This is a genomic window from Roseovarius sp. MMSF_3298 (assembly GCF_030733705.1).
Classification (GTDB): Bacteria; Pseudomonadota; Alphaproteobacteria; order Rhodobacterales; family Rhodobacteraceae; genus Roseovarius; species Roseovarius confluentis.
This window is the reverse complement of the sequence record NZ_JASHIN010000002.1, coordinates 334,922-355,415: the sequence shown is the minus strand read 5'-3', so window position 1 is coordinate 355,415 and position 20,494 is coordinate 334,922. Positions and strand designations below refer to the sequence as shown.

Annotated in this window: 19 protein-coding genes, 1 tRNA gene and 1 other RNA gene; 7 read left to right on the top strand and 14 right to left on the bottom strand. The window is 59.1% G+C overall.

The genetic code is table 11. The features are described 5' to 3' along the window. Positions 1-171: 171 nt before the first annotated feature. The gene (locus RBB18_RS03730) at positions 172-642 is read left to right on the top strand and encodes a hypothetical protein (protein WP_306110518.1); all 471 of its coding nucleotides are present in this window, start codon (positions 172-174) and stop codon (positions 640-642) included. A 7-nt stretch (positions 643-649) separates the two neighbouring features. On the opposite strand, the gene RBB18_RS03725 is transcribed toward RBB18_RS03730, so the two are convergent. The 13 genes from RBB18_RS03725 to RBB18_RS03665 all read right to left on the bottom strand — a co-directional run bounded on the left by RBB18_RS03725 (position 650) and on the right by RBB18_RS03665 (position 15,289). Continuing rightward, positions 650-1,933: a hypothetical protein gene (locus RBB18_RS03725; RefSeq protein WP_211286098.1), complete on the bottom strand. Its 1,284-nt coding sequence runs from the start codon at positions 1,931-1,933 to the stop codon at positions 650-652. Between the two features lie 703 nt (positions 1,934-2,636). Continuing rightward, a complete protein-coding gene (locus RBB18_RS03720; protein WP_306110519.1) occupies positions 2,637-2,813 on the bottom strand; it encodes an IS110 family transposase in 177 nt (58 codons plus the stop codon). Beyond that, entirely contained in the window at positions 2,770-3,477 is a 708-nt protein-coding gene (locus RBB18_RS03715) for a transposase (RefSeq protein WP_306110520.1), read from the bottom strand. The genes RBB18_RS03720 and RBB18_RS03715 overlap by 44 nt, the downstream gene beginning before the upstream one ends. 405 nt (positions 3,478-3,882) lie before the next feature. Then, a tRNA-Ser gene (locus RBB18_RS03710) sits at positions 3,883-3,972 on the bottom strand. Positions 3,973-4,030: 58 nt separating this feature from the next. Beyond that, positions 4,031-6,523 (bottom strand): DUF3772 domain-containing protein, encoded by a 2,493-nt coding sequence (locus tag RBB18_RS03705; RefSeq protein WP_103761371.1) that lies wholly within the window; start codon positions 6,521-6,523, stop codon positions 4,031-4,033. Beyond that, a complete protein-coding gene (locus RBB18_RS03700) occupies positions 6,520-7,551 on the bottom strand; it encodes a cysteine synthase A (RefSeq protein ID WP_103761372.1) in 1,032 nt (343 codons plus the stop codon). Before RBB18_RS03700 ends, RBB18_RS03705 begins: the two co-directional genes overlap by 4 nt. A 57-nt stretch (positions 7,552-7,608) precedes the next feature. Further along, a complete protein-coding gene (locus tag RBB18_RS03695) occupies positions 7,609-8,559 on the bottom strand; it encodes an NUDIX domain-containing protein (protein WP_103761373.1) in 951 nt (316 codons plus the stop codon). Positions 8,560-8,563: 4 nt separating this feature from the next. Beyond that, positions 8,564-9,022: a TrgA family protein gene (locus tag RBB18_RS03690; protein ID WP_211286099.1), complete on the bottom strand. Its 459-nt coding sequence runs from the start codon at positions 9,020-9,022 to the stop codon at positions 8,564-8,566. Continuing rightward, positions 9,013-10,251 carry a cyclopropane-fatty-acyl-phospholipid synthase family protein gene (locus RBB18_RS03685; protein WP_103761868.1) on the bottom strand — a complete coding sequence of 413 codons (1,239 nt, stop codon included), beginning with the start codon at positions 10,249-10,251 and terminating at the stop codon, positions 9,013-9,015. The genes RBB18_RS03690 and RBB18_RS03685 overlap by 10 nt, the downstream gene beginning before the upstream one ends. A gap of 59 nt (positions 10,252-10,310) precedes the next feature. Then, complete coding sequence (locus RBB18_RS03680; protein WP_306110521.1) at positions 10,311-11,735, bottom strand: deoxyribodipyrimidine photo-lyase; 1,425 nt, start codon at positions 11,733-11,735, stop codon at positions 10,311-10,313. A 54-nt stretch (positions 11,736-11,789) separates the two neighbouring features. Next, positions 11,790-13,016 carry an aminotransferase class V-fold PLP-dependent enzyme gene (locus RBB18_RS03675; protein WP_306110522.1) on the bottom strand — a complete coding sequence of 409 codons (1,227 nt, stop codon included), beginning with the start codon at positions 13,014-13,016 and terminating at the stop codon, positions 11,790-11,792. Positions 13,017-13,111: 95 nt separating this feature from the next. Then, entirely contained in the window at positions 13,112-14,818 is a 1,707-nt protein-coding gene (locus tag RBB18_RS03670; protein ID WP_103761375.1) for a BCCT family transporter, read from the bottom strand. A gap of 54 nt (positions 14,819-14,872) precedes the next feature. After that, entirely contained in the window at positions 14,873-15,289 is a 417-nt protein-coding gene (locus RBB18_RS03665) for a universal stress protein (RefSeq protein ID WP_306110523.1), read from the bottom strand. 286 nt (positions 15,290-15,575) lie between these two features. Here RBB18_RS03665 and ssrA point away from each other — a divergent pair. Next, positions 15,576-15,924: a transfer-messenger RNA gene (gene ssrA, locus RBB18_RS03660) on the top strand. A 64-nt stretch (positions 15,925-15,988) separates the two neighbouring features. Here ssrA and RBB18_RS03655 read toward each other — a convergent pair. Beyond that, on the bottom strand, positions 15,989-16,426 hold the full coding sequence (locus RBB18_RS03655) for a DUF2383 domain-containing protein (protein WP_170067096.1): 438 nt from the start codon (positions 16,424-16,426) through the stop codon (positions 15,989-15,991). Positions 16,427-16,779: 353 nt separating this feature from the next. Between RBB18_RS03655 and chrA the strand changes: the two genes are divergently transcribed. The 5 genes from chrA (at position 16,780) to RBB18_RS03630 (ending at position 20,487) form a co-directional block, all read left to right on the top strand. Continuing rightward, on the top strand, positions 16,780-18,048 hold the full coding sequence (gene chrA / locus RBB18_RS03650) for a chromate efflux transporter (RefSeq protein ID WP_306110524.1): 1,269 nt from the start codon (positions 16,780-16,782) through the stop codon (positions 18,046-18,048). A 67-nt stretch (positions 18,049-18,115) separates the two neighbouring features. Next, the gene (locus tag RBB18_RS03645) at positions 18,116-18,598 is read left to right on the top strand and encodes an SspB family protein (protein ID WP_103761870.1); all 483 of its coding nucleotides are present in this window, start codon (positions 18,116-18,118) and stop codon (positions 18,596-18,598) included. A 100-nt stretch (positions 18,599-18,698) separates the two neighbouring features. Continuing rightward, positions 18,699-20,096 (top strand): class II fumarate hydratase, encoded by a 1,398-nt coding sequence (gene fumC, locus RBB18_RS03640; RefSeq protein WP_306110525.1) that lies wholly within the window; start codon positions 18,699-18,701, stop codon positions 20,094-20,096. Continuing rightward, positions 20,093-20,272: a DUF4169 family protein gene (locus RBB18_RS03635; protein WP_103761380.1), complete on the top strand. Its 180-nt coding sequence runs from the start codon at positions 20,093-20,095 to the stop codon at positions 20,270-20,272. The genes fumC and RBB18_RS03635 overlap by 4 nt, the downstream gene beginning before the upstream one ends. Continuing rightward, on the top strand, positions 20,269-20,487 hold the full coding sequence (locus RBB18_RS03630) for a ribbon-helix-helix domain-containing protein (RefSeq protein WP_103761381.1): 219 nt from the start codon (positions 20,269-20,271) through the stop codon (positions 20,485-20,487). Before RBB18_RS03635 ends, RBB18_RS03630 begins: the two co-directional genes overlap by 4 nt. Positions 20,488-20,494 lie beyond the last annotated feature (7 nt).

Here is a 20,494-nt window from a genome sequence, read left to right as displayed (position 1 = left end):
CTTCGCCATTCTCGTATCCCTTCAAAGGTTTGGGATACACCTTAGCCGACTGTCCGGATTCCTGGGACCACTTCAATAAACCGCAAGGGCCTCATCCTTTCGATTGCTCACATCAAGACGGCCTTCTTGGCCTTCCACAATCTTTGCGAATTCGAGAAGTCCATACGATCCATGTATGCTGACCATCGGGAACTAAGCAGGTTATTCGACGACTGTCGCGCCAACGCAGAGTTCTTTTCATATCTGCGAAACAAGTTCACCGGCCATATCACCGACGACCTAATCGAGAAGACCTTAGAGTGGAAACCCGAACTTCCTCTGACTTTGGATCGGGATCATGATGCAGGCATCATCCTGATGTACAACTACTGGCTGCTCGAGACAGCTATCAACACCTATGTGGACTCAGAAGGTAACCACAAGATTTTCGACTCTGAAACCGACCTCATGTACCCGCCGGATTTCAAGCGTTTCGAAAGCACACTGACCACGACCATTGATCAAGCGACCAAATTCCTTTCTGCCGTTGAGGCCATTTTCAAACCGACCGTTTCATCGCCAGCTTCAGAAGAAGAGAAAATAGAGCTGTTTGTGAAGGCAGGCCTTACCGACTTTACCTTTCTAACGAAAAAAGGTCGTTGAAAGCGATCTAGGTGCAGATTGTTCGGGTGCGAGGCTCAATCCTCTCAGGCACATTGTATGCCTGCACGGTTATCGAGATTTCTCGATTGGCGTCGTCCTTGTGTCCGAACAGATATGTCCAACTGCCTTCGTTTCGTTTCTTAACCAACTTTTTGCAGTTGGGGTGCTTGTGCGTGCTTTCCTCGATCTTTTCGAGCACACCGGTGAAATCCTTGTTTCGGCTGAAAATCAAAACAGCCGCTTTGGTGTCACGCCAGCTAAGGTACGAAAGCACCTGATCGAGCGTCTCGAGATAGCCCTTTTCGCCCGTCCAAAACTTGCACTCTCCGATGAAAATGTTTCGCCCATCTACTTTGATGAGAATGTCGGTCTTGCCTTCGTAGTTGAAGGTTTCTCCTGTCGCATCGCCAGAAAAGTGTCCGTTCAATTGCATCAGGAAGTGCGTCCGCAGGCTTTCCTCATCGATCTCGCGAAACGCTCCGGGACTCTGCTCCATGACACTGACCATATTTGCCAAGACGGACAATATATGCTCGTAGTCATCGTCTGTAAGGATTGGTTCTGGGTTGTATGCAACTTTGGATGCGGTTGGCTTTGGTGTCTGTGGTCGTATGTTTCTTCGGACCTTTGGTGCTGCAAACGTTTCCTTAGCACCTGGGCGTTCTTTCATTCTGAAACCAAGCCCAGCAACTAGCGACTTGTCTTTCAGTAGTTTTTCCTTGCGCCGCTCGATTGTTCTTGTGGCAAGGTTTTCCAATCCGGCGTTGTAGCCATTGGCATCGTTGGCAAGCCAACCGAGATGCGTATTGATTGAGTTGAGTACTCGTTCAATTTCTTGTTTCACTCGTTCAGCTGACAGATCGGTCCCAGTAACCGAGAACTCGACGACCCCGTCGCGGACCCTAGCCATCGGATTATTGAAGTTTCGAGTGGAGGGCTGAATGTCAAAACCAACCTTGTTGCCAGTGAACGGCACTTCGACATCTATCGTTGTTCCGGTGATGAGGACCGGCCGCGAACGATCATGAATAATGCGGTCACGGTCTTGGCTCACGTCAATTTTGGTTTCTCTTTGATCCACAACCAATTCATCGTCGTGGATGACTGGCACCTCGAATGTGTACTCGTCGACATAGTAACGCGCCAAATCCGTTGTCGAAATATTCAGAAGCTCGTCGCCATTCATCGCGCCAATCTTGGCAACGAGTTCGTTCCTCCAACCTTCTTGGGTGGCGTGCCAGTCGCCTTTGTGGAATAGGTAGTCCTCTGGCGTGGAACGATAGCCGCGCATACTCATCTCTTAAGTGGTTAGTGACTGTATGTGCACTATATATAGTGGAGCGCTGAAAACCAATGAAGGTCGGAGTTTGAAACCACAAGCGCCATGAGTTTTTTTTGTGCCCGATCACGCACCGACCTGCTTGCTGCTCACGCCAACGCCGCGTTTCATCTTCCGTTGGGCGTCTATTTTGCTCGAAGCATCGACATTGAACGGCCGCTCTTCAACCGAAGCTGCGACCACTTCGCGCGTGCAGCGAACGACCGCTTCTCTAATTGGGTTTCTGGGTCAAGCTCCATTTTCCTTCTTATGAACGATTGAGGATCGCTGATCCGGATCACGCTTCTCTTCGCAGTCTCGTCTGGCGTTCGAAGGGCGCCGCTGCATGCATGTGTCGGATTGGCAATGGAGAGCCCCGCTGTCCGGCGCGCTTCAAGTTGCGCAGCAGACATTTTCGGCTTCATCCATAGACCTCGTCCGGATAGGACGATCCCGTCAGGGTTGGTGGTTGGCTACTGGGTCATGCCTTGCCTCCCACGTTTTCCTGACGGAATTCCGTACCATCGATCCACATCTTATGCAGAAGGACGGCGAGTTTTCGGGCGACGGCTACGACGGCACGACGGCGGCCTTTGGTGCGCATTAAGCGCATCCCCCAGGACTTGATCTGTGACCCCGCCATCGTGCGCATGAGCAGTGCGTTTGCAGCGGCATACTAGGTAGCCCAGACATCTCGATCACCAGCCTTCGAGATGCGTCCTGGATTATCATGTTCGCCGGATTGGTAGCGTCTGGGCGTAAGGCCATAGTGCGCAGCGACTGTACGTGAACGTTTGAAACGGCCTGGATCATCGACGGCGGCTTTGAACGTGAGTGCGGCGATGGGGCCCACCCCCGGGCACTGTAATCATTCGCATGCACACTTCGTCTTGCGAAGCTGCCCGTTTAACGCGCCGGTCCAGCTCGAGATAGCGTTGGAAGAGCACCGCACGCGCGTCGAGCAAAGGTATGATCGCATGCGCGAGCACTTCATCCATCAGGATCATCGGTCGAACCACCCCGTCAAAGCTGCCGTACTTGACTGTTCTTGGCAGGCGAACTCCGAAGATCTTCAAAAGGCCGCGTACCTCGTTGGCCAAATCCATCGTCTTTTTGAGCAAAGCCTTTCGGGTGCTCAGGAGCTCCCGCAGGCCATGCGCCTGTCGGCTCTTCATGTGCACCGGGCTGAACCAACCTGTTTTCAGGATCTGAGCTATGCCTTTGGCATCGGTCTTGTCGGTTTTGTTCCGCATGGCCGACAGCGCGGCGCTTACCTGCCGCGCCTCCATGCAAACGATGTCAAAAGCTTCGGCCTGCAAGCCGATGTACAGGTGCTGGCTCAAAGCACCAGCTTCGAAGCCAACACACTTGATGGCGTGCGGGAAAGCCATAAGACAAGCGGCCATGTCCTCAACTTCACAAGGCACTTCCCGCTCTAATTGAACCTTCCCTTTGCCATCGACAATGCAGAGCGCACACGAGCGCAGCGATACGTCTAATCCAACGAAGTATTCCATAGTCTGTCTCCCTTGTTCACAGCGATGCCGTGATCATATCGGGAGCTCGACCTCAGAGGAGGGTCAGCCCAATTACGCATGCTCTCCGCCCAATCTGCCAGGAAACACACCAAGTTCCGACTTGAACCCGCAGCCAATAAGGTTTGACGCTAGTCGCTTTTGGGCAACCGCCACCGAAATCGAAGGCAACAGGTGGCGTTCTTGGAATCGCCAGTATTATCAGTGCCTTGGAAGGCTATTCACCAAATCGGCACAGTCATGAGGTCCGGAGAATACCAGCCCTGAGAGACCGCTTCCGTGCTTCTTAGCCCAAGCGTCGGTGCTCGGCCCACCCTGCATAACTCTCAAATATAACGGGAAAATCCGGCCGCAGCCGGATCGGGAGAACGCTTTCGCGGGGGCAAGTGGCGGAGAGACAGGGATTCGAACCCTGGAGACGGTTTCCCGCCTACACGCGTTCCAGGCGTGCGCCTTCGACCACTCGGCCACCTCTCCGGTCTGGCCTCTTTATCGCTAGCGATCATGCCAGTTCAAGAGCTTTCTTGCGCACGGCTCAGCGGCCATCGCCGGCCCCCCCGCCATCACCTCCGTCGGCGTCGCCGTCCATGTCCGGCGGTTCATCAAGCTGGCGCGGCTTAGTTTCGGGAACAGACATGGAGACGGGCGCCGTGGCGGCCTTGGCCCCGGTTTCGGTGCCGCCACCTCCCAGCACCTCGGCGTTGCGAATCCAGATATCGCGCTGCGCGAAAGGTATTTCGATCCCGGCCGCGGCAAATCGAGCGGCGATCTCGTGGTTCATTTCCGAATGCACCGACAGAACGTAGTTCACGTCTCGCAGTATCGCCCGGATCTCGAAATCCAGCGCATCCGCCCCGAAACCGCGGAACACCACCGCCGGTGGCGGATTCAGCAGGACGAGCGGATGTGCCTCGGCAACCTCTTGCAGGATTCCCTCGACCATTTTCGTATCCGTACCGTAAGCCACACCTACCGGAACGATAAGGCGGCCCACGGTATTGCCGCGGGTATAGTTCGTGACCCGTCCCGAAACGAGATCGGCATTGGGCACAATCACGTCGGAGCGGTCGAAGGTCTGGATGATGGTCGAACGCACCGAGATGTCCTTGACGTTGCCGTGCACGCCGCCCACCTCGATCCAGTCGCCTTCGGAGATGGGCCGTTCGACCAGAAGGATGATGCCGCTGACGAAGTTCGACACCACGTTTTGAAGGCCGAAACCGATACCGACCGAAAGCGCGCCCGCAACATAGCCCAACGCCGTGAGATCGATGCCCGCGCTGGTGATGGCAATGACCGCGGCCAGAAATATCCCGATATATCCGACACCCGACAGGATCGCGTTGCGACCTCCCGGATCGATCTTGGTCTTCGGCAGGATCGTGTTCTTGAGAGCACCCTGAAGAAGCCGTGTCGCGGTGTATCCCAGGACGAATACAAAGGCGAGCGTGAGGAAAATCATGGGCGAGATGCGCGTCTCGCCGATCATGAAACCTTCCGCCGCGCGGGCGTAAAGCTCGGTCAAATCCGCGACGCGCGCCCCCCAGATCAGGGCGAAGACCGGTAAGGAAAGAAGGACGAGAACCACTCCGATCAGGATAGGGATCAGGGATTCGGCCGCGCCCGCGCGGTTGCGCGTGACAAGCACGTAGACTTCGACCACCACCCTTTGCAGCACCAACAGCATCGCCAGCAGCTCGATCGAGCCCAGCGAGGGATAGAGCAGCGCCTGCGCAAGCCTGAAGTATCCGACCGCGCCCAATACCGGCACCACAATGGCCAGCGCAGCCATCAGAAAGGCCAGTATTCCGGTCATGCGAGAGCGATAGGTTTCCTCGCCATCGTCCTCCACGTCGGTACGTACATGTTCCCGCAAAAGCCTCGAGATACGCAACAGCAGAAGGCTGCAAAGCACCATCAGGGGAAACAGGATGACAACAGACGCGGATTGGCTCCACTGCGAGATGTCGCCGACCTGCTGCAGAAAGAAGCTGCCCGATGCCACTGCGCCCAGAAGCATGCCATAGACCCGTCCCTTGCGGCGACTCTCGGGCGACAGGTTCAGTGGCAGCGTGCGGGCCTCTTTTCCGGGGAACACGCGCGTGGCCAGCCAGCGTGCCAGCAGAAAGGTAAAGACCAGCGGGCCGAGAACGTCCAGTATCTGACTGCCGCGCAAACCGATCAAGCCGGTGCTCGAAACCGCCTCGATGAGGAAATAAACACCAAAAAGCGGTAGGAACAGGCTGCCCATCGACACGATGAAGCCTATGATCCATCGCGCCGCGCCCGGGTTTTCGTCCAGTATCCTGCGGTTCAGCTTGTGGGTCCACTTGCGCCCTCGCGCCAGCAGCACCAGTCCGATCACAGACATCACCAGCAAGGCGGGAATATCTTGCATGGTCTCTTCGCGCTGGACAGGGTTGGCCCAAGCGGTCATCACCTCCGAGCGCAGAGTCGAAGCGGTCCGGGCGAGCGCGGCGAAACCTTCGGGCCAGTGAACCGGATTAAGCGGTGACGCGCCAAACTCCAGGATTTCCCGGGTCTGTCGCTCGCGGATGATGGTGTCGATCCCCTGGATCAGCCCGTCGGCCCGGGTGAAGGACAGTTCAGCTTGGCGTACCGGCTCTCGCAGACGTGCAATCCGGTCTTCCAGAAGGGAGCGCTCCGCCGCGATCGCGGCGGGCTCGGTCTCGCCCTCTTCCGGCGCCGGACCAATCGCTTCCAGTTGGCGCTGTGCCGTCTCAATCGCGTTTCGATTGATGTCCTGGGCCTCGAGGAACCGTTGCCGCCAGTCGGCCAGTTCGTGGCGCAACGCTTCCAGTGCGTTGGTCGAGGCGCGGCCGGTTTCAATGGCTTCATCGGCCCTTGTCGCCACGCGCGTCCAGGTTTCGTAATCCGGCAAGTTGTCGGAAGCCCGCGATTGTGCTGTTGCAGGCGAAGCGGTCGATACGAGTGCCGTCGTCAGCCCTGCCCCGTAGCCGGCCATCAAAAGAACCAGTACGGCCAGGCAGCGCAGCACTCTGGTCATTCGACAAACACCCCGGGTATGCTGCGCGGCGCCTCTGACAGCCAATCGGGCGTCGGAAGGTTCTTCTCGCGCAGGAACTCTGGATTGAACAGTTTCGACTGGTATCGCGTGCCATAGTCGCAAAGTACCGTCACGATGGTATGCCCCGGCCCCATGTCGCGCGCCATTCGGATTGCACCAGCGATATTCACGCCGGTGGATGCGCCCATGCAGAGGCCCTCGTGCGCCAGAAGGTCGAACACGATCGGGAGCGCTTCCTCATCGGGAATCTGGTAGGCGAAATCGGGCGTGAAGCCTTCCAGGTTGGCGGTGATCCGAGCCTGGCCGATTCCTTCGGCGATGGAACTGCCCTCGGCCTCGAGCTCACCTGTCGTGTAATATGAATAGAGCTTTGCGCCCATCGGGTCGGCAATACCCATCTTCACGCCCTTGGGTTGCAACGCCATCGCCACGCCGGCCAGAGTGCCGCCCGAGCCGCAGGCGCAGATAAATCCGTCCACCTTGCCGCCTGTTTGTTCCCATATCTCGGGGCCGGTTGTCTCGACATGGGCCTGGCGGTTGGCGGTGTTGTCGAACTGGTTGGCCCAGATCACGCCTCTCTCCGAGGTCTCGGCAAGCTTCTTGGCCAGGCGTTCGGAGTACCGCACAAAATTATTGGGATTGCTGTAAGGGGCAGCCGGAACCTGAACCAACTCGGCGCCCGCAAGCGTCAGCATGTCCTTCTTTTCCTGGCTTTGCGTTTCCGGGATCACGATCACCGTCTTGAAACCCATCGAGGCTCCCACCAACGCGAGGCCGATGCCAGTGTTCCCGGCCGTTCCCTCGACAATCGTACCGCCCGGCTTCAGATCGCCACGCGCCACTGCATCTGTGATGATCGCCAACGCGGCACGGTCCTTGACCGATTGGCCAGGATTAAGGAACTCGGCCTTACCATAGATATCACAGCCAGTCTCTTCGCTGGCTTTACGCAGTTTGATGAGGGGGGTGTTTCCGACCGCGTCGGCCAGATCCTTGGCGATCCGCATCGCTGAGGCTCCTTAAATCAGCATTCGGAATCTGATTAAGACGGAAACGCCATGAACTCAAGCGGATGCGGTCAGCCGTGGGCGTTCCCGTTCAAGCCAGAGCAACAATGCAAGCAGCGGGCCGATGTTGACTTCGCCCGTGCGGACCATATCCATCGCCTGATCAAAGCGAATGACGTGGCGTCGCAGATCTTCGTGCTCGACATCCAGCCCGCCATGGCTTTGCCCGCTGTCGGGCAGATCGCACACACCGACGTAGCAGTGATACATTTCGGTCGAACAACCGGGCGAGCAGTAGTGCGAGGAGACATGCTCAAGCTGCAAAAGAGCAAGATCGGCTTCCTCGCTGCATTCGCGGCGCGCGGTCTCTTCCGGTGTCTCACCCGCATCCACGCGGCCCGCCACGGGTTCCAAGACCCAAGGGTATGGATCGCCGCGTCCAAATGGACCCATGCGGAATTGCTCGATCAACAGGATACGGTCGCGAACGGGATCATACGGCAGCACGATAGCCGCATCGGTCGCGACGAAAACCTCGCGCGAAAGCGCGGCACTCATTGTTCCGTCGAACTGCGGATGCCGTAAACGATAGCTGCGCGTCAGGAAGAAACCTTCGTGCGGCGTGTCGCGCGACACGATCTCGACCTCGTCGGACCGCATTGGGCTGCGCCGGGTCGCCGGGGCCGGATTGCGGGCGGCCGCCGAACGCGCGGCGGCCCTAGACAGGATCATCTGACGGCGCGGCTCCAGATCCTGCGCCGAAAGCCTCCCGAAGTATCCCATGATCTCGCTCGCGGCGTGTTCATAAAGCGCCACATCCGACTGCGCACCGGAGCAAAGTACGGTGTCATGTTCCGTCGTCTTGCACGGCAAGCCGACAACCGTCGCGAAGAACAAAGCCCGCGCCGCTGCCTGCCCTTCCAGATTGCCCGAGGTAGCATCCCCGGCCCCGAGACATCGCAACAGGCCGTTCGTCCAGCTCGGACCTTTCAGCGTAACGCGTCCCATACGATCAGCGCCAGCGCCGCGCGACCCATTCCGACACGAGGCCGATCACGACCCCGCCGCCCACAAGCAGCACGATCAGCGGGATGTGCCACATGGTGAACAAGTAATCGATACCAAGCTCGAAAATCGCGATGATCCCTTCGACCGGCCCGTCATAGCGGTTTTCCAGCGCGTGGCGCAGCATCTCGTTGAAGCTTTGCAGAAAAAGCGCCCAGAACACCATCGCACCAACGCCGGTCAAGCCCGCACCGATGGCGTTGCTGTACCCGTGGTTCAGCCTTGAGCCGATGACCACCCAGCCCATCAGCAGGCCAAGGGCCACATTCACCTCGTTGAACCAGCCGAACCCGGTGCCTTCGGGCATCAATGGGCGAAACATCTCGGAGGCGTACCAGGCAAGGATCGCCATCAATATGGCGGCGACACCTCGACCGGTTGTCGGCATACTGTCGGTTACGGGCATTCCTCTGCGGGCCTCGCGATTGTGATCTGCGTCACATCGCAGTTACCCGCATGAAACGCTGCCGCACAAGAGGTCAGGTAAAAATTCCACATCCGTCGAAAGCGTTCGTCAAAGCCCATCTCGGCAATCTGCTCCCACTTTTCGTTGAACGTGTCGTGCCAGCGGCGCAGTGTCTGGCTGTAGCTTTCACCGAACTCGATGGATTGCCGGACGAGAAGGCCGGCTCTCTCGACTTGTGCCCTGAGGGCTGCGGGGCTGGGCAGCATGCCTCCCGGGAAAATGTACTTCTGGATAAAGTCGACATCCCTGCGATACGTCTCGAAACGCTCGTCACCCACGGTGATGATCTGAAGCGTCGCGTGCGCGCCGGGCTTCAGGCGGTCATGCACCGTGTCAAAGTAGACCGGCCAATACCGCTCGCCCACAGCCTCGAACATCTCGATACTGGCGATGCCGTCATACAGCCCATCCTCGTCACGATAATCCTGAAGCTTGAATGTCACGAGTTCGGAAAGCCCCGCCTTTTCAATGCGCTCCTGGGCATACTTGAACTGCTCCTCGCTTATGGTCAGGCAGGTGACGCGTAGGCCTCGCTGGCCCGCCGCATATTCTGCGAACCCACCCCATCCGCAGCCGATCTCCAGCACATGGTCGCCCGCCGTCGCACCCATCTGATCGACCATCGAAGCGTATTTCGCCGTCTGCGCCGCTTCCAGACTCTCCTGTCCTGTCTCGAAGATGGCGCTGGAATAGGTCATGGTGTCGTCCAGCCAAAGCCGGTAAAAATCGTTGCCCAGATCGTAGTGATAGCTGATATTGCGCCGCGCCTGCTTGCGCGTGTTGCGCTGGAACCAGAAACGCAGCTTTTCGTAAAGCTCGACCAGCTTCTGCCCCGGATAGCCGTTGTACATGTCGTCATTGTCGCTGTTGACGAGGTCCATGAAGGCCTGAAGATCCGGCGTGGTCCACCATTTGTCGAGGTAGGCGTCGCAAAAGCCAAGATACCCCTCACGCAGCATCCGCGAGAACAGTTCGTCATTGTGAATGTCGATGCGCGCCACCGGCCCCGGGGCCGCCCCCTCGGCGCGGAACACCCGGCCATCGTCCAACCCGATGTCCAACCGGCCATGCTGAAGCGTCCGGGCCACCGCGAACATCCGGGAGAAATAGCGCGGAAGCCCGGTCTGGTCGTCAGTGTCAGTCAGAACGCTCTCGGTAACAGCAGACATCGTGGTGCCGCCATCCGGAGCTGTGACGCGGGCGGTGCCCAAAGGTGTTCTCATTGCTTTCAAAACGGTCTCGCTTCATACGCTTCCAATGCGCGTTGCCGGCCTTCGGAGAGGCCGATCACACGCTCAGGATACTCGTTATCGGGTTGAATGGTCCAACTGCGCGGCATTGCCTCGAAATAGCTCAGCGCGGTCTTGGTGGGCCGACTGTACCCCTCGGCGATCCAGCGGCGCCGATAGGCGCCATCGGGGTCGAACTTGTCCAGCTGTGTCTCGGGGTTGAAGACGCGGAAATAGGGGGTGGCGTCCGGGCCGCTGCCTGCTGCCCATTGCCACCCCATAGCGTTCGACGCAACGTCCCAGTCGGTCAGGCAGTCATCAAACCAGGCCTGTCCTACTTTCCAGTGAGTCATCAGATGCTTGGTCAGGTAACTGGCGACGATCATCCGGGCCCGGTTGTGCATCTTGCCGGTCACGTACATCTCGCGCATGGCAGCATCGACAAAGGGCTCGCCGGTGCGGCCCTGCTTCCATGCCTTGACCTCGGCGCGGCGCTCGTCTTCGTTCCAGGGGAACGAATCCCACTCCTCGCGCCAGTTGTCGTCCTTGATGCGTGGCGTGTGATAGATCAGGTGGTAGGCGAACTCGCGCCAGACCAGTTCCTGCAACCATGTCTCGGCACTCTTGCCGCCCCCTTCGTGAAGCGCGCGTTGCCCGGCGTGCCAGCATTGAGCCGGGGAAATTTCTCCATAGGTCAGGTTCTCGGAAAGGCCCGAGGTGCCATCCTCGGCGGGAAAATCACGGTTCTTCTTGTAGTCGCCAATGGCATGACCGGTGAACCAGCCCAGACGGCCATGTGCCGCCTTCTCGCCCACGCGCTGGTGCGGCAGGCAGACCTCTGCGCCACGGTCCATCGCCGTGCCCATCTTCCAGTCGTCCAGGGCCTCACTGTCGGGCCAACTATCCGGCGCCGGAATTTTCGAGGGGGCCGACAAAGGCGCGGCGACATCGCGGTCGCGCACGGCGCGCCACATCGGGGTATAGACCTTGTAGAACCCACCCGCCTTGGTTTCGACCGTCCACGGCTCGAAGAGCAGGTGGCCGGTGTGGCTTTCGGCCTCGATATCGATATCTTTCAGCGCCGTTTTCACTTGTTTGTCGCGCTCGATCGCGTCCGGGTCATAGGCGCGGGACCAAAACACCGCCCCTGCCCCGGTCTTGCGCGCAAGATCGAGCAGAATATCGGCGGGATTGCCTGAACGGAACACGATCCGGCTGCCCTTGTCGCGCAACCTTTTATCGAGATCGGCCAACGACAGTCCCAACCGCCATTTCGGCGCGGCGCCCAAATCATCGACCAGCTTGTCCCGTATGAAAACCGGGATCACCGGACCGCCGCGCTCGATCGCGGCAGTCAGGGCCGGATGGTCCGACAGCCGCAGGTCACGGCGCAGCCAAAGGATGGTCGGTGTGGTGTCGGTCATGTGCTCGATGCCCCCGGTCTTCAAGGGGCTATACGGCCTGCAAGTCCCCGTGGATCAAAGACAAGTTTCCAAGGCTTCCAGAACGGAGTCGACCTCGGTCTTGTTCGTGTAGTGGACGAAGCTAAGCCGCAGCACGCCCTTGTCCAGATCAATCCCCATCGCCTGCAAGGGGCGCGCACCGTAGAAATCACCACCGCCCGCCATGATCCCGTGTTCGGCCAGCCGCGCCGCCATCTCGGCCCCCGCTCCGGGCAGTTCCACGGCCACGGTGGGTGCCTTGAGGGAGGCATCGCGTGGGCCGATCAGGCGCAGGGTGTTCTTTTCGGCCAGGTAATCGAGCAAAGGTTGCAGCAGTTCGGTCTCGTGGCCGCGCATCAGGTCATGCACACCGCTTGTCCGCCCGGCCGCACTGCCTGTGATCCCGTGATGCTCTGCAAGCACATCGTAATAGTCCGCCATCCCCGCGCAGGCGGCCACTTGCGCGTGATCCGGACCAGCGGGTGTGAACCGCTTGTAAAGGCTATCGGCGTTGAACCAATGCGCCTGGTTCGGCAATATCTGCCCAAGCTCGCGGCGGATGACCATCACGCCCTGGTGTGGGCCATAGGTCTTGTAGGCCGAGAAGAGGTAAATATCTGCCCCGAGATCGCCAACGTTGACGAAGCCGTGCGGCGCATATGACACCCCATCAACACAGACAAACGCTCCGGCAGCATGGGCGGCGGCGGTGATCTCGACCACCGGATTGACTGCCCCCACGATGTTGGAACAGTGCGGGAAACAGACCAGACGCACGCGCTCGTCCAGAAGGTCTTCCAGGTCATCAAGGCGCAGAAGGCCCGTCTCGGGATCAATCCGCCACTCACGCACTTCGATCCCCGCGTCCGCCAACCGCCGCCAGGGGCCGGAATTGGCCTCGTGATCCTGGTCAGTGACGATGATCGCATCGCCCGGTTTCATCCATTGGCGAAACGCCTGCGCCAGGACATAGGTGTTCTGCGTCGTGGAGGGCCCGAAACTCAGTTCTTCGGTCTCAACTCCAAGCATCGCGGCCAGGCGGGTGCGGGCCTCGTCCATCTCCTCGCCACCAAGGCGGCTGGCTTCATACGGACCGTAGGGCTGCACCTTGCGCTGGTGGTAGAAGCGCGTCAGCCGGTCGATCACCGGGGCGCACGTGTATGACCCGCCCGCATTTTCGAAGAATGCCTTTCCTTTCAGGCTGGGTTCCGCGAAGGCGGGAAACTGCGCCCGCACGAAATCGATGTCCAATGCCCCGCTCATTCCGGCTCTCCCTTTCGTTCGCGGGCACCAAACAGCAAAGCCCCCCGGGGTGCAAGAACCCGGGGGGCTTCATTGTGCCAGGTTTGTCGCTGCCTTCAGGCGCGTTTTTCCGACGCCAGGCCACGCCAGATCGCGTAGCACATGACCAGCAACACCAGCGTGAACGGCAGGCCGGTGGAGATCACCGCCGATTGTAGCGAAGCCAAGCCCCCGCCAATCAGCAACACGATCGCCACGGCGCCTTCAAAGATGCACCAGAACACGCGCTGTGCGACCGGCGCGTCGACCTTCCCGCCTGCGGTGATCGTGTCGATCACCAGCGAGCCCGAGTCCGACGAGGTGACGAAGAACACGATCACCAGGACGATGCCGATCACCGAGGTGATCGTCGCCAGAGGCAATTGGTCCAGCATGTAGAACAGCTTCAGTTCCAGGGCCGCATCCTGTGCACCGGTATAGCCGTCGCTAACCACCTGGTTCAGCGCTGTTCCGCCGAACACGGTCATCCAGAGGACGCAAACGATCGTCGGAATAATCAGCACGCAGGTCACGAACTCACGCACGGTGCGGCCGCGGCTGACGCGGGCGATGAACATGCCGACGAAGGGTGACCAGCTGATCCACCAGGCCCAGTAGAACGACGTCCAGCCCTGGCTGAAGTTCACGTCCTCACGCCCAACAGGGTTGGACAGGGCGAAGATGTTCGTCAGATAAGCCCAGATGCTGTCGAAGAACAACGTGATCAGGAAGATCGGACCGCCAACGAAGAACACGAACAGCAGCAACAGGGCCGCAAGACCCATGTTGATCTCGGACAGGACCTTCACGCCGCCATCGAGCCCCCTAATCACCGAGACCAGAGCGACCGCGGTAATGGCCGAAATCAGAATCACCAGCAAAAGCGGATTGTTCTCAACGCCGCTTTCCTCGCTGTTGCCATAGGCAATGCCCAGGAACGACCGCGTGCCCTCTGCCGCGTCACCGCTGCCGAAGAGGTAGGTCAGGCCCGATGCCGTCTGCTCGGCGCCGAAGCCAAGCGAGGTGGCAAGGCCGAAGAGTGTTGCGAACACGGCCAGCGTGTCGATGATGTGGCCCGTCCAACCCCACACCCGGTCACCGAAGATCGGGTAAAAGGCCGAGCGCAGTGTCAGCGGCAAGCCCTTGTTGTAAGAGAAAAGCGCCAGTGCCAGCGCCACAACCGCGTAGATCGCCCAAGGGTGCAAGCCCCAGTGGAAAATCGTCGCTGCCATACCAAGGCGCTGTGCCGCCGCCTGGTCGCCGCCCGCAGCCCCAAGTGGCGCCCAGTCGGTTCGAGCCCCCTCTTCCATCGAGGTGCCGCCCAGCGAGCTTGAGAAGTGGCTCATGGGTTCGGACACACCAAAGAACAGCAGCCCGATGCCCATGCCGGCAGCGAACAGCATCGCGAACCAGCCTATGTAGGAGTAGTCCGGCGTTGCATCTGTCCCGCCCAACCTGACGGAACCATAGGGCGTCACGATCAGAAGCAGGCAGAAAAGCACGAAAATGTTGGCCGCCCCCAAGAAGAACCAGTCGAACCCCTTTGTTACGGCGCTGAAGAGCCAGTCGAACAAGCCCGAGGCCTGCTCTGGCAGCGCCAGCGCATAAAATACGAACGCCACGATGGAGAGTCCGGAAATCAGAAAGACCGGATTATGGATATCCAAGCCGAACGGCCCGATCTTGGTTTCAATGTTGTCCTGACCGATCTGATAATCGGTCTGGATGATATCCGAGGTGCCTTCCGGCTCCGGGATACCCTGATTTGTTGTTTCATCGGCCATGCACGGCCTCCCTATATGAAGTCTTTTAGTGTCGATCGGAATCGAGCGGTTGGCTCAGGTCCGGACCACCATCACGGAACATTTGGCGTGTTCGGCAATCTTGCCGCCATTCGACGGCCACACGTAATCCATGACGTTGGGTACGTGGCTGGCCATGATGACGAGGTCGGATCCGGTGTCGCTTACGGCCTTGAGCAGGATATCGTCGACATCGGAACTCGGGTCGTGGCTGACCAGAGAATCACCCGAAGCGCTGATACCGTAAGCCTCGCCCTGCTCTTTTGCGAATGCATCGAGCTTTTTCCCGTATTCCTCCGGCGTATGCGCGGTTGAACTGGGCGTAGTCGTGGTAACCCCGACATAGACCACTTCGGCGTTATAATATTTGGCCAGGTCGCCTGTACACTTGAGCGCCTTTTCAAGACGATCCTTGTGAGCCAAGTCAACCGGGGCCATGATCTTGTTGAACATGTCAGTCCCTCCTGTAGCGCGCCATTTGATGGCTCTTTTTGGCCACGCGCCGGGTTTGAGGGGGCCACGGATTACCCGTCTAAATCCCCCCGTGTGCTTCAGCCTAACGCGTTTGGACCCCGGGCTTCAATGAAATGCGGCTGAATTCCGAGCGCAAACGACATCCAGACGTTGCGCGACGGGGCGCAAGGCTGGCGATCAACACGTCAAACCTTGCAAAAACTGCCTGTTTCACAGCCGGTTTCGCCGGAGATTCGCATAATTTACTGGCCGTGCCGAGACTTGATCCCATTGCAATTTTCGGAGCCTCACTTATATTTGAGGTGTCCTTCGGGACTATGGACATAAACGCGCTCGTAATAAGCGGATCGGACCCGGGGGCGGTACCCGGCGGCTCCACCAATCACCCGTCGTTGGAGGGATATGGGGCCGAAACAGGATCGACGAACGTCTAAAGGGGTTAGCTTTGTCCCGGTGAGATACCACCGTTATCGGTTCACTAAGCATAATTGCCAACGACAATAATGCTCCGGCAGCAATGGCCGCGTAAGCGGTCGGAGTAGCCGACTCTTAAGCCCTGGCCTCTAGCAAGGTCAGGCGGGGTTCGCAGGCACCTGGCAACAGAAGCCTGCACTTTCATTTTACCGGGTAAGTAGAAAAGGTGCCATCGGCGCCAAGGAAACGTACGAAGTGTGCCGTTTAATCGAACTCTCGATGCGCCGTCTGAACGAGTTCATGAAGTTCCCCACGTTGCCTGCTCAGAAGTGCTATCTCGCCTTCGTCCCGCGCAGCCGTGATGGCCGCGTCATACAGTGACAGGATGCGTTCCTCGCCCTTGATCACAGAATTAAGAACGTCTTCGTCCAAGTCATCAAAGACCGCACGGGTCTTGATGACAATGCGCTGTACTGTGGAAAAGAAACTGCCATCCTCATCCGGGACGCATCCGTGTTTTCGCAGCCGCGCGGCTAGTTCTGCCTCGTGCGCCGTGTGAGCGGCACTGAATTTCTCCATGAGCGGACGAACACCGGGCTCGGCCCTCTCGAGTATCTCATCATATCCTGCCAGCGTGTCCTTGATCCGCACCTGAAGTTTGGCCAGTGCGTCGCGATATTCGGCAGACGTGGTGAGCGTCATAAAATAAACTCCTTGAACAGTGTTTAACGCGCGAACGGCACGTGCTGTTCCAATGCGCATTGACAGACGGCACAAGGCTGGACACGCATAGGTATGGGCGAATGTGCGACCACTCCGTGATGTTTTGGCCCAAAGTCGCATCCACTGGACGTTGCGCAATCTCGGCAACGCTGTCAGCAAAGGATGTGCCATACCCCCACCCGACGGAATAATCGTACCCCAACTCGACCGCCTGATCGGAACGCAGGACTGTCACGTCAGTTTCGCAACTATCATGGACAGTTGAGGGCCGGGATAGCGGCGTATGATGTGCTGTACCGATGGGCCCCGGGCGGGTATGACGAAGGCGATGAATGGACAGTGACGCGGGATGCGCGATGACGGTATCGCTTAACAAGATGTTCCGCGTGTTCGGGCGGATCGGGATACTGTCCTTCGGCGGCCCTGCCGCGCAGATCTCCCTGATGCAGACCGAGCTGGTGGACCGGCACAAATGGCTGACCGAAAGCCAATTCCTTCAGGCGCTGTCCTTTTGCATGCTTCTGCCCGGTCCCGAGGCGATGCAGCTTGCCACCTATGCCGGATGGAAGCTGCGCGGCGTCAGAGGCGGCCTTTTGGCCGGACTGCTTTTCGTACTGCCCGGTGCAGTGGTGATCTTTGCGCTGGCGTTCGGGTACGCCTATTTCGGCCAGATGCCAGTGGTTCAGACCGTGTTCGCGGGCATCAAGGCGGCGGTGGTGGTGATCGTGTTCCAAGCGCTCTACAAGCTCGCACGCCGTGCGCTTCGGGGCGGACTGGCCCTGACGCTCGCGCTGGGGTCTTTCATGGCGATCTTTCTCTTCTCGGTGCCCTTCCCTGCCATCATCGGGGTGGCCGCCGTCATAGGGCTGGTCTCGGTGCGGACCGGCGCCACAGATGACCCGCCCGTGCCGGTCGTAACGCGGGCTGGCACGGTGCGCACGGTGGTGACATGGGGCGCGATTTGGGCCGCGCCTTTGCTGACTCTCTGGGCGCTCGACGCGACCCTGCTGTTGCAGCTCGGTCTGTTCTTTTCCAAGCTCGCGGTGGTCACCTTCGGCGGCGCCTATGCCGTTCTGGCCTACATGACGCAGGAAATTGTCCAGTCCTATGGCTGGCTCAACACAGACCAGATGATCGACGCGCTTGGCCTTGCGGAAACGACGCCGGGACCATTGATCCTTGTGACTCAGTTCGCGGGTTTCATGACGGGTTTCTTGCAAGGTGGTCCGGGCTTTGCAATGGTCGCGGCGTCGGTCACGCTTTGGGTCACTTTCGTACCGTGCTTTTTGTGGATCTTCGCCGCCGCGCCCTATGTCGAGGCGCTGCTGGCCCGGCCCCGGCTTAAAGGGGCTTTTGACGCCATTTCAGCCAGCGTGGCGGGCGTGATCCTCAATCTCGCCGTCTGGTTTACCCTGCACGTATTGTTCACCGATGTCGGCAAGGGAGCCATAGTGCCGGCGCTGCGCCTCGACAGTTTCTCAGTGCAGAACGCCTCGCTCGTTCTGCTTGCCGTTTTCATCTACGTAGGATTGCGTGTGCCCATGGTCTCCGGGCTTGCCGTCATGGCGCTGCTGGCGTGGGGCATCGATTTGCTGGTCTAAGCTGCGCGGCCTCTTTTGTTTTGCTTCGAATCCCTTATTGTGAAAATCGAAAGGTTCGGGGATGAAGATGCCGCATTCAATCGATTACGGAAAACTGATGCACCGGGCCATGCGCGGCCTGATCCAGGAAGTATTGTGCGATGTGCGCGACAACGGGCTGCCGGGCGCACATCATTTCTTCATCACTTTCGAAACGACCCACCCGGAGGCTGAGTTGGCCGATTGGCTGCGCGAACGCTACCCGAACGAGATGACGGTCGTGATGCAACACTGGTTCGACAATCTCGACGTCACCGACGAGGGATTCACCGTTACGCTCAACTTCGGCGACAGCCCCGAGACGCTCTACATCCCCTACGATGCGATCCAGACCTTCGTCGATCCTTCGGTGGAGTTCGGCCTGCGCTTCGAATCGCAGGACGAGGCCGAGGAGGATGACGAGGAAGAGGCCAGCGACGAGGCGGCGCTGGATGAGCATGACATCGAGGCCGAGGACACGACCAAGCCGCGCGATGCCGACGTGGTCAGCCTCGATAGTTTCCGCAAGTAACGTCGGCTGACACGTGCGTACGGTATTCTGCTGTATGCAGCGTTGATATTTCCACCCGGTCGGATATGAAGCGCCAAACGAACTTCCAGGAGACTCCGCAATGACCGCCACTCGTACAGAATCCGACAGTTTCGGCCCGCTGGAGGTTCCGGCAGACAAATATTGGGGCGCGCAGACGCAGCGCTCGTTGATGAATTTCCCCATTGGCTGGGAAAAACAGCCGGTGGCAATCGTCCGTGCGCTGGGAGTGATCAAGAAGGCCTGCGCCATGGCCAACAAGGAGGCGGGCGTGCTGGACGCGAAGCTGGCCGACGCGATCATCGAGGCGGCGGGCGAAGTGGTCGAGGGCAAGCTGGACGACCATTTCCCGCTGGCGGTATGGCAGACGGGATCCGGCACACAGTCGAACATGAATTCCAACGAGGTAATCGCCAATCGCGCCATCGAGATCCTCGGTGGCGAGATAGGCAGCAAGGACCCGGTGCACCCCAACGATCATTGCAACATGGGGCAATCCTCGAACGACACCTTCCCGACCGCGATGCATATCGCAACAGCCATGTCGGTGCGTGACGTCCTGCTTCCGGGGCTTCTAAAGCTGGCAGAAGCGCTGGAACAGAAGTCTAATGAATTCAAAGACATCATCAAGATCGGTCGCACCCATACGCAGGATGCGACGCCACTGACACTGGGTCAGGAATTCTCAGGCTACGCGCATCAAATCCGCATGGGGATCCAGCGCATCGAGTCCGGCCTTCCGGGCATCCACGAACTTGCCCAGGGTGGCACCGCCGTGGGAACCGGGCTCAACACCCGCAAGGGCTGGGGTGAGGCGGTGGCGGCGAATATGGCCGAGATCACAGGTCTGCCCTTTGTCACCGCGCCCAACAAGTTCGAGGCGCTGGCCGCGCATGATGCGATGGTGTTCCTGTCCGGAGCAATCGCGACCGTTGCGGGAAGCTGCTACAAAATTGCCAATGATATCCGGTTCTTGGGCTCAGGTCCGCGATCTGGCCTGGGAGAGTTGATCCTGCCGGAGAATGAGCCCGGCTCGTCGATCATGCCAGGCAAGGTGAACCCGACACAGGCCGAGGCGTTGACGCAGGTGGCGGCCCACGTGATGGGCAACGACGCCGCGATCAAGTTCGCCGGGAGCCAGGGGCATTTCGAGCTCAATGTCTACAACCCGATGATGTCCTATAACCTCTTGCAATCCATACAGCTTTTGGGTGACGCCGCGGACAGCTTCACGGAACGTATGCTGCTGGGCATCGAGGCCAATGAGCCTCGGATCGACAAACTGATGAAGGAAAGCCTGATGCTCGTGACCGCGCTGGCGCCGACCATTGGATATGACAACGCCACCAAGGTCGCCAAGACGGCGCACAAGAACGGTACCACCTTGAAAGAAGAGGCAATTTCCCTTGGTTTCGTGGATGAGAAGACCTTTGACGAGGTGGTTCGGCCCGAGGACATGATCGGCCCTAAAGACGCATGAGCGAGATCGTCAATCTCAACCGCATTCGGAAGGCGAAGAATAACGCGAAGAAGCGATCACAAGCTGATGAAAACGCTGTGAAATTCGGACGCACGAAGGTCGAGAGAGAGATCGACGAAGCGCGGGCGGAAAAGGCGCGGGAGGCGCTGCGGCAGCATCGCCTGGACGAAGAGTGAGCCGGCCGGTCAAACGGTCGCTCACGCTGCGCGGGCATCGGACCAGCGTCTCGCTGGAAGACGAATTCTGGAAGTGTTTCAAAGAGATAGCGGCGAAGGAAGATGTGCCCGTCAACGTGTTGGCCGCGCGGATCGACGAGGCACGGGGCGTGGACATGGGGCTGGCCTCTGCGATCCGGCTATACGTGCTGCGGCATTACCGGGACAAAAGTTAACCCGAAT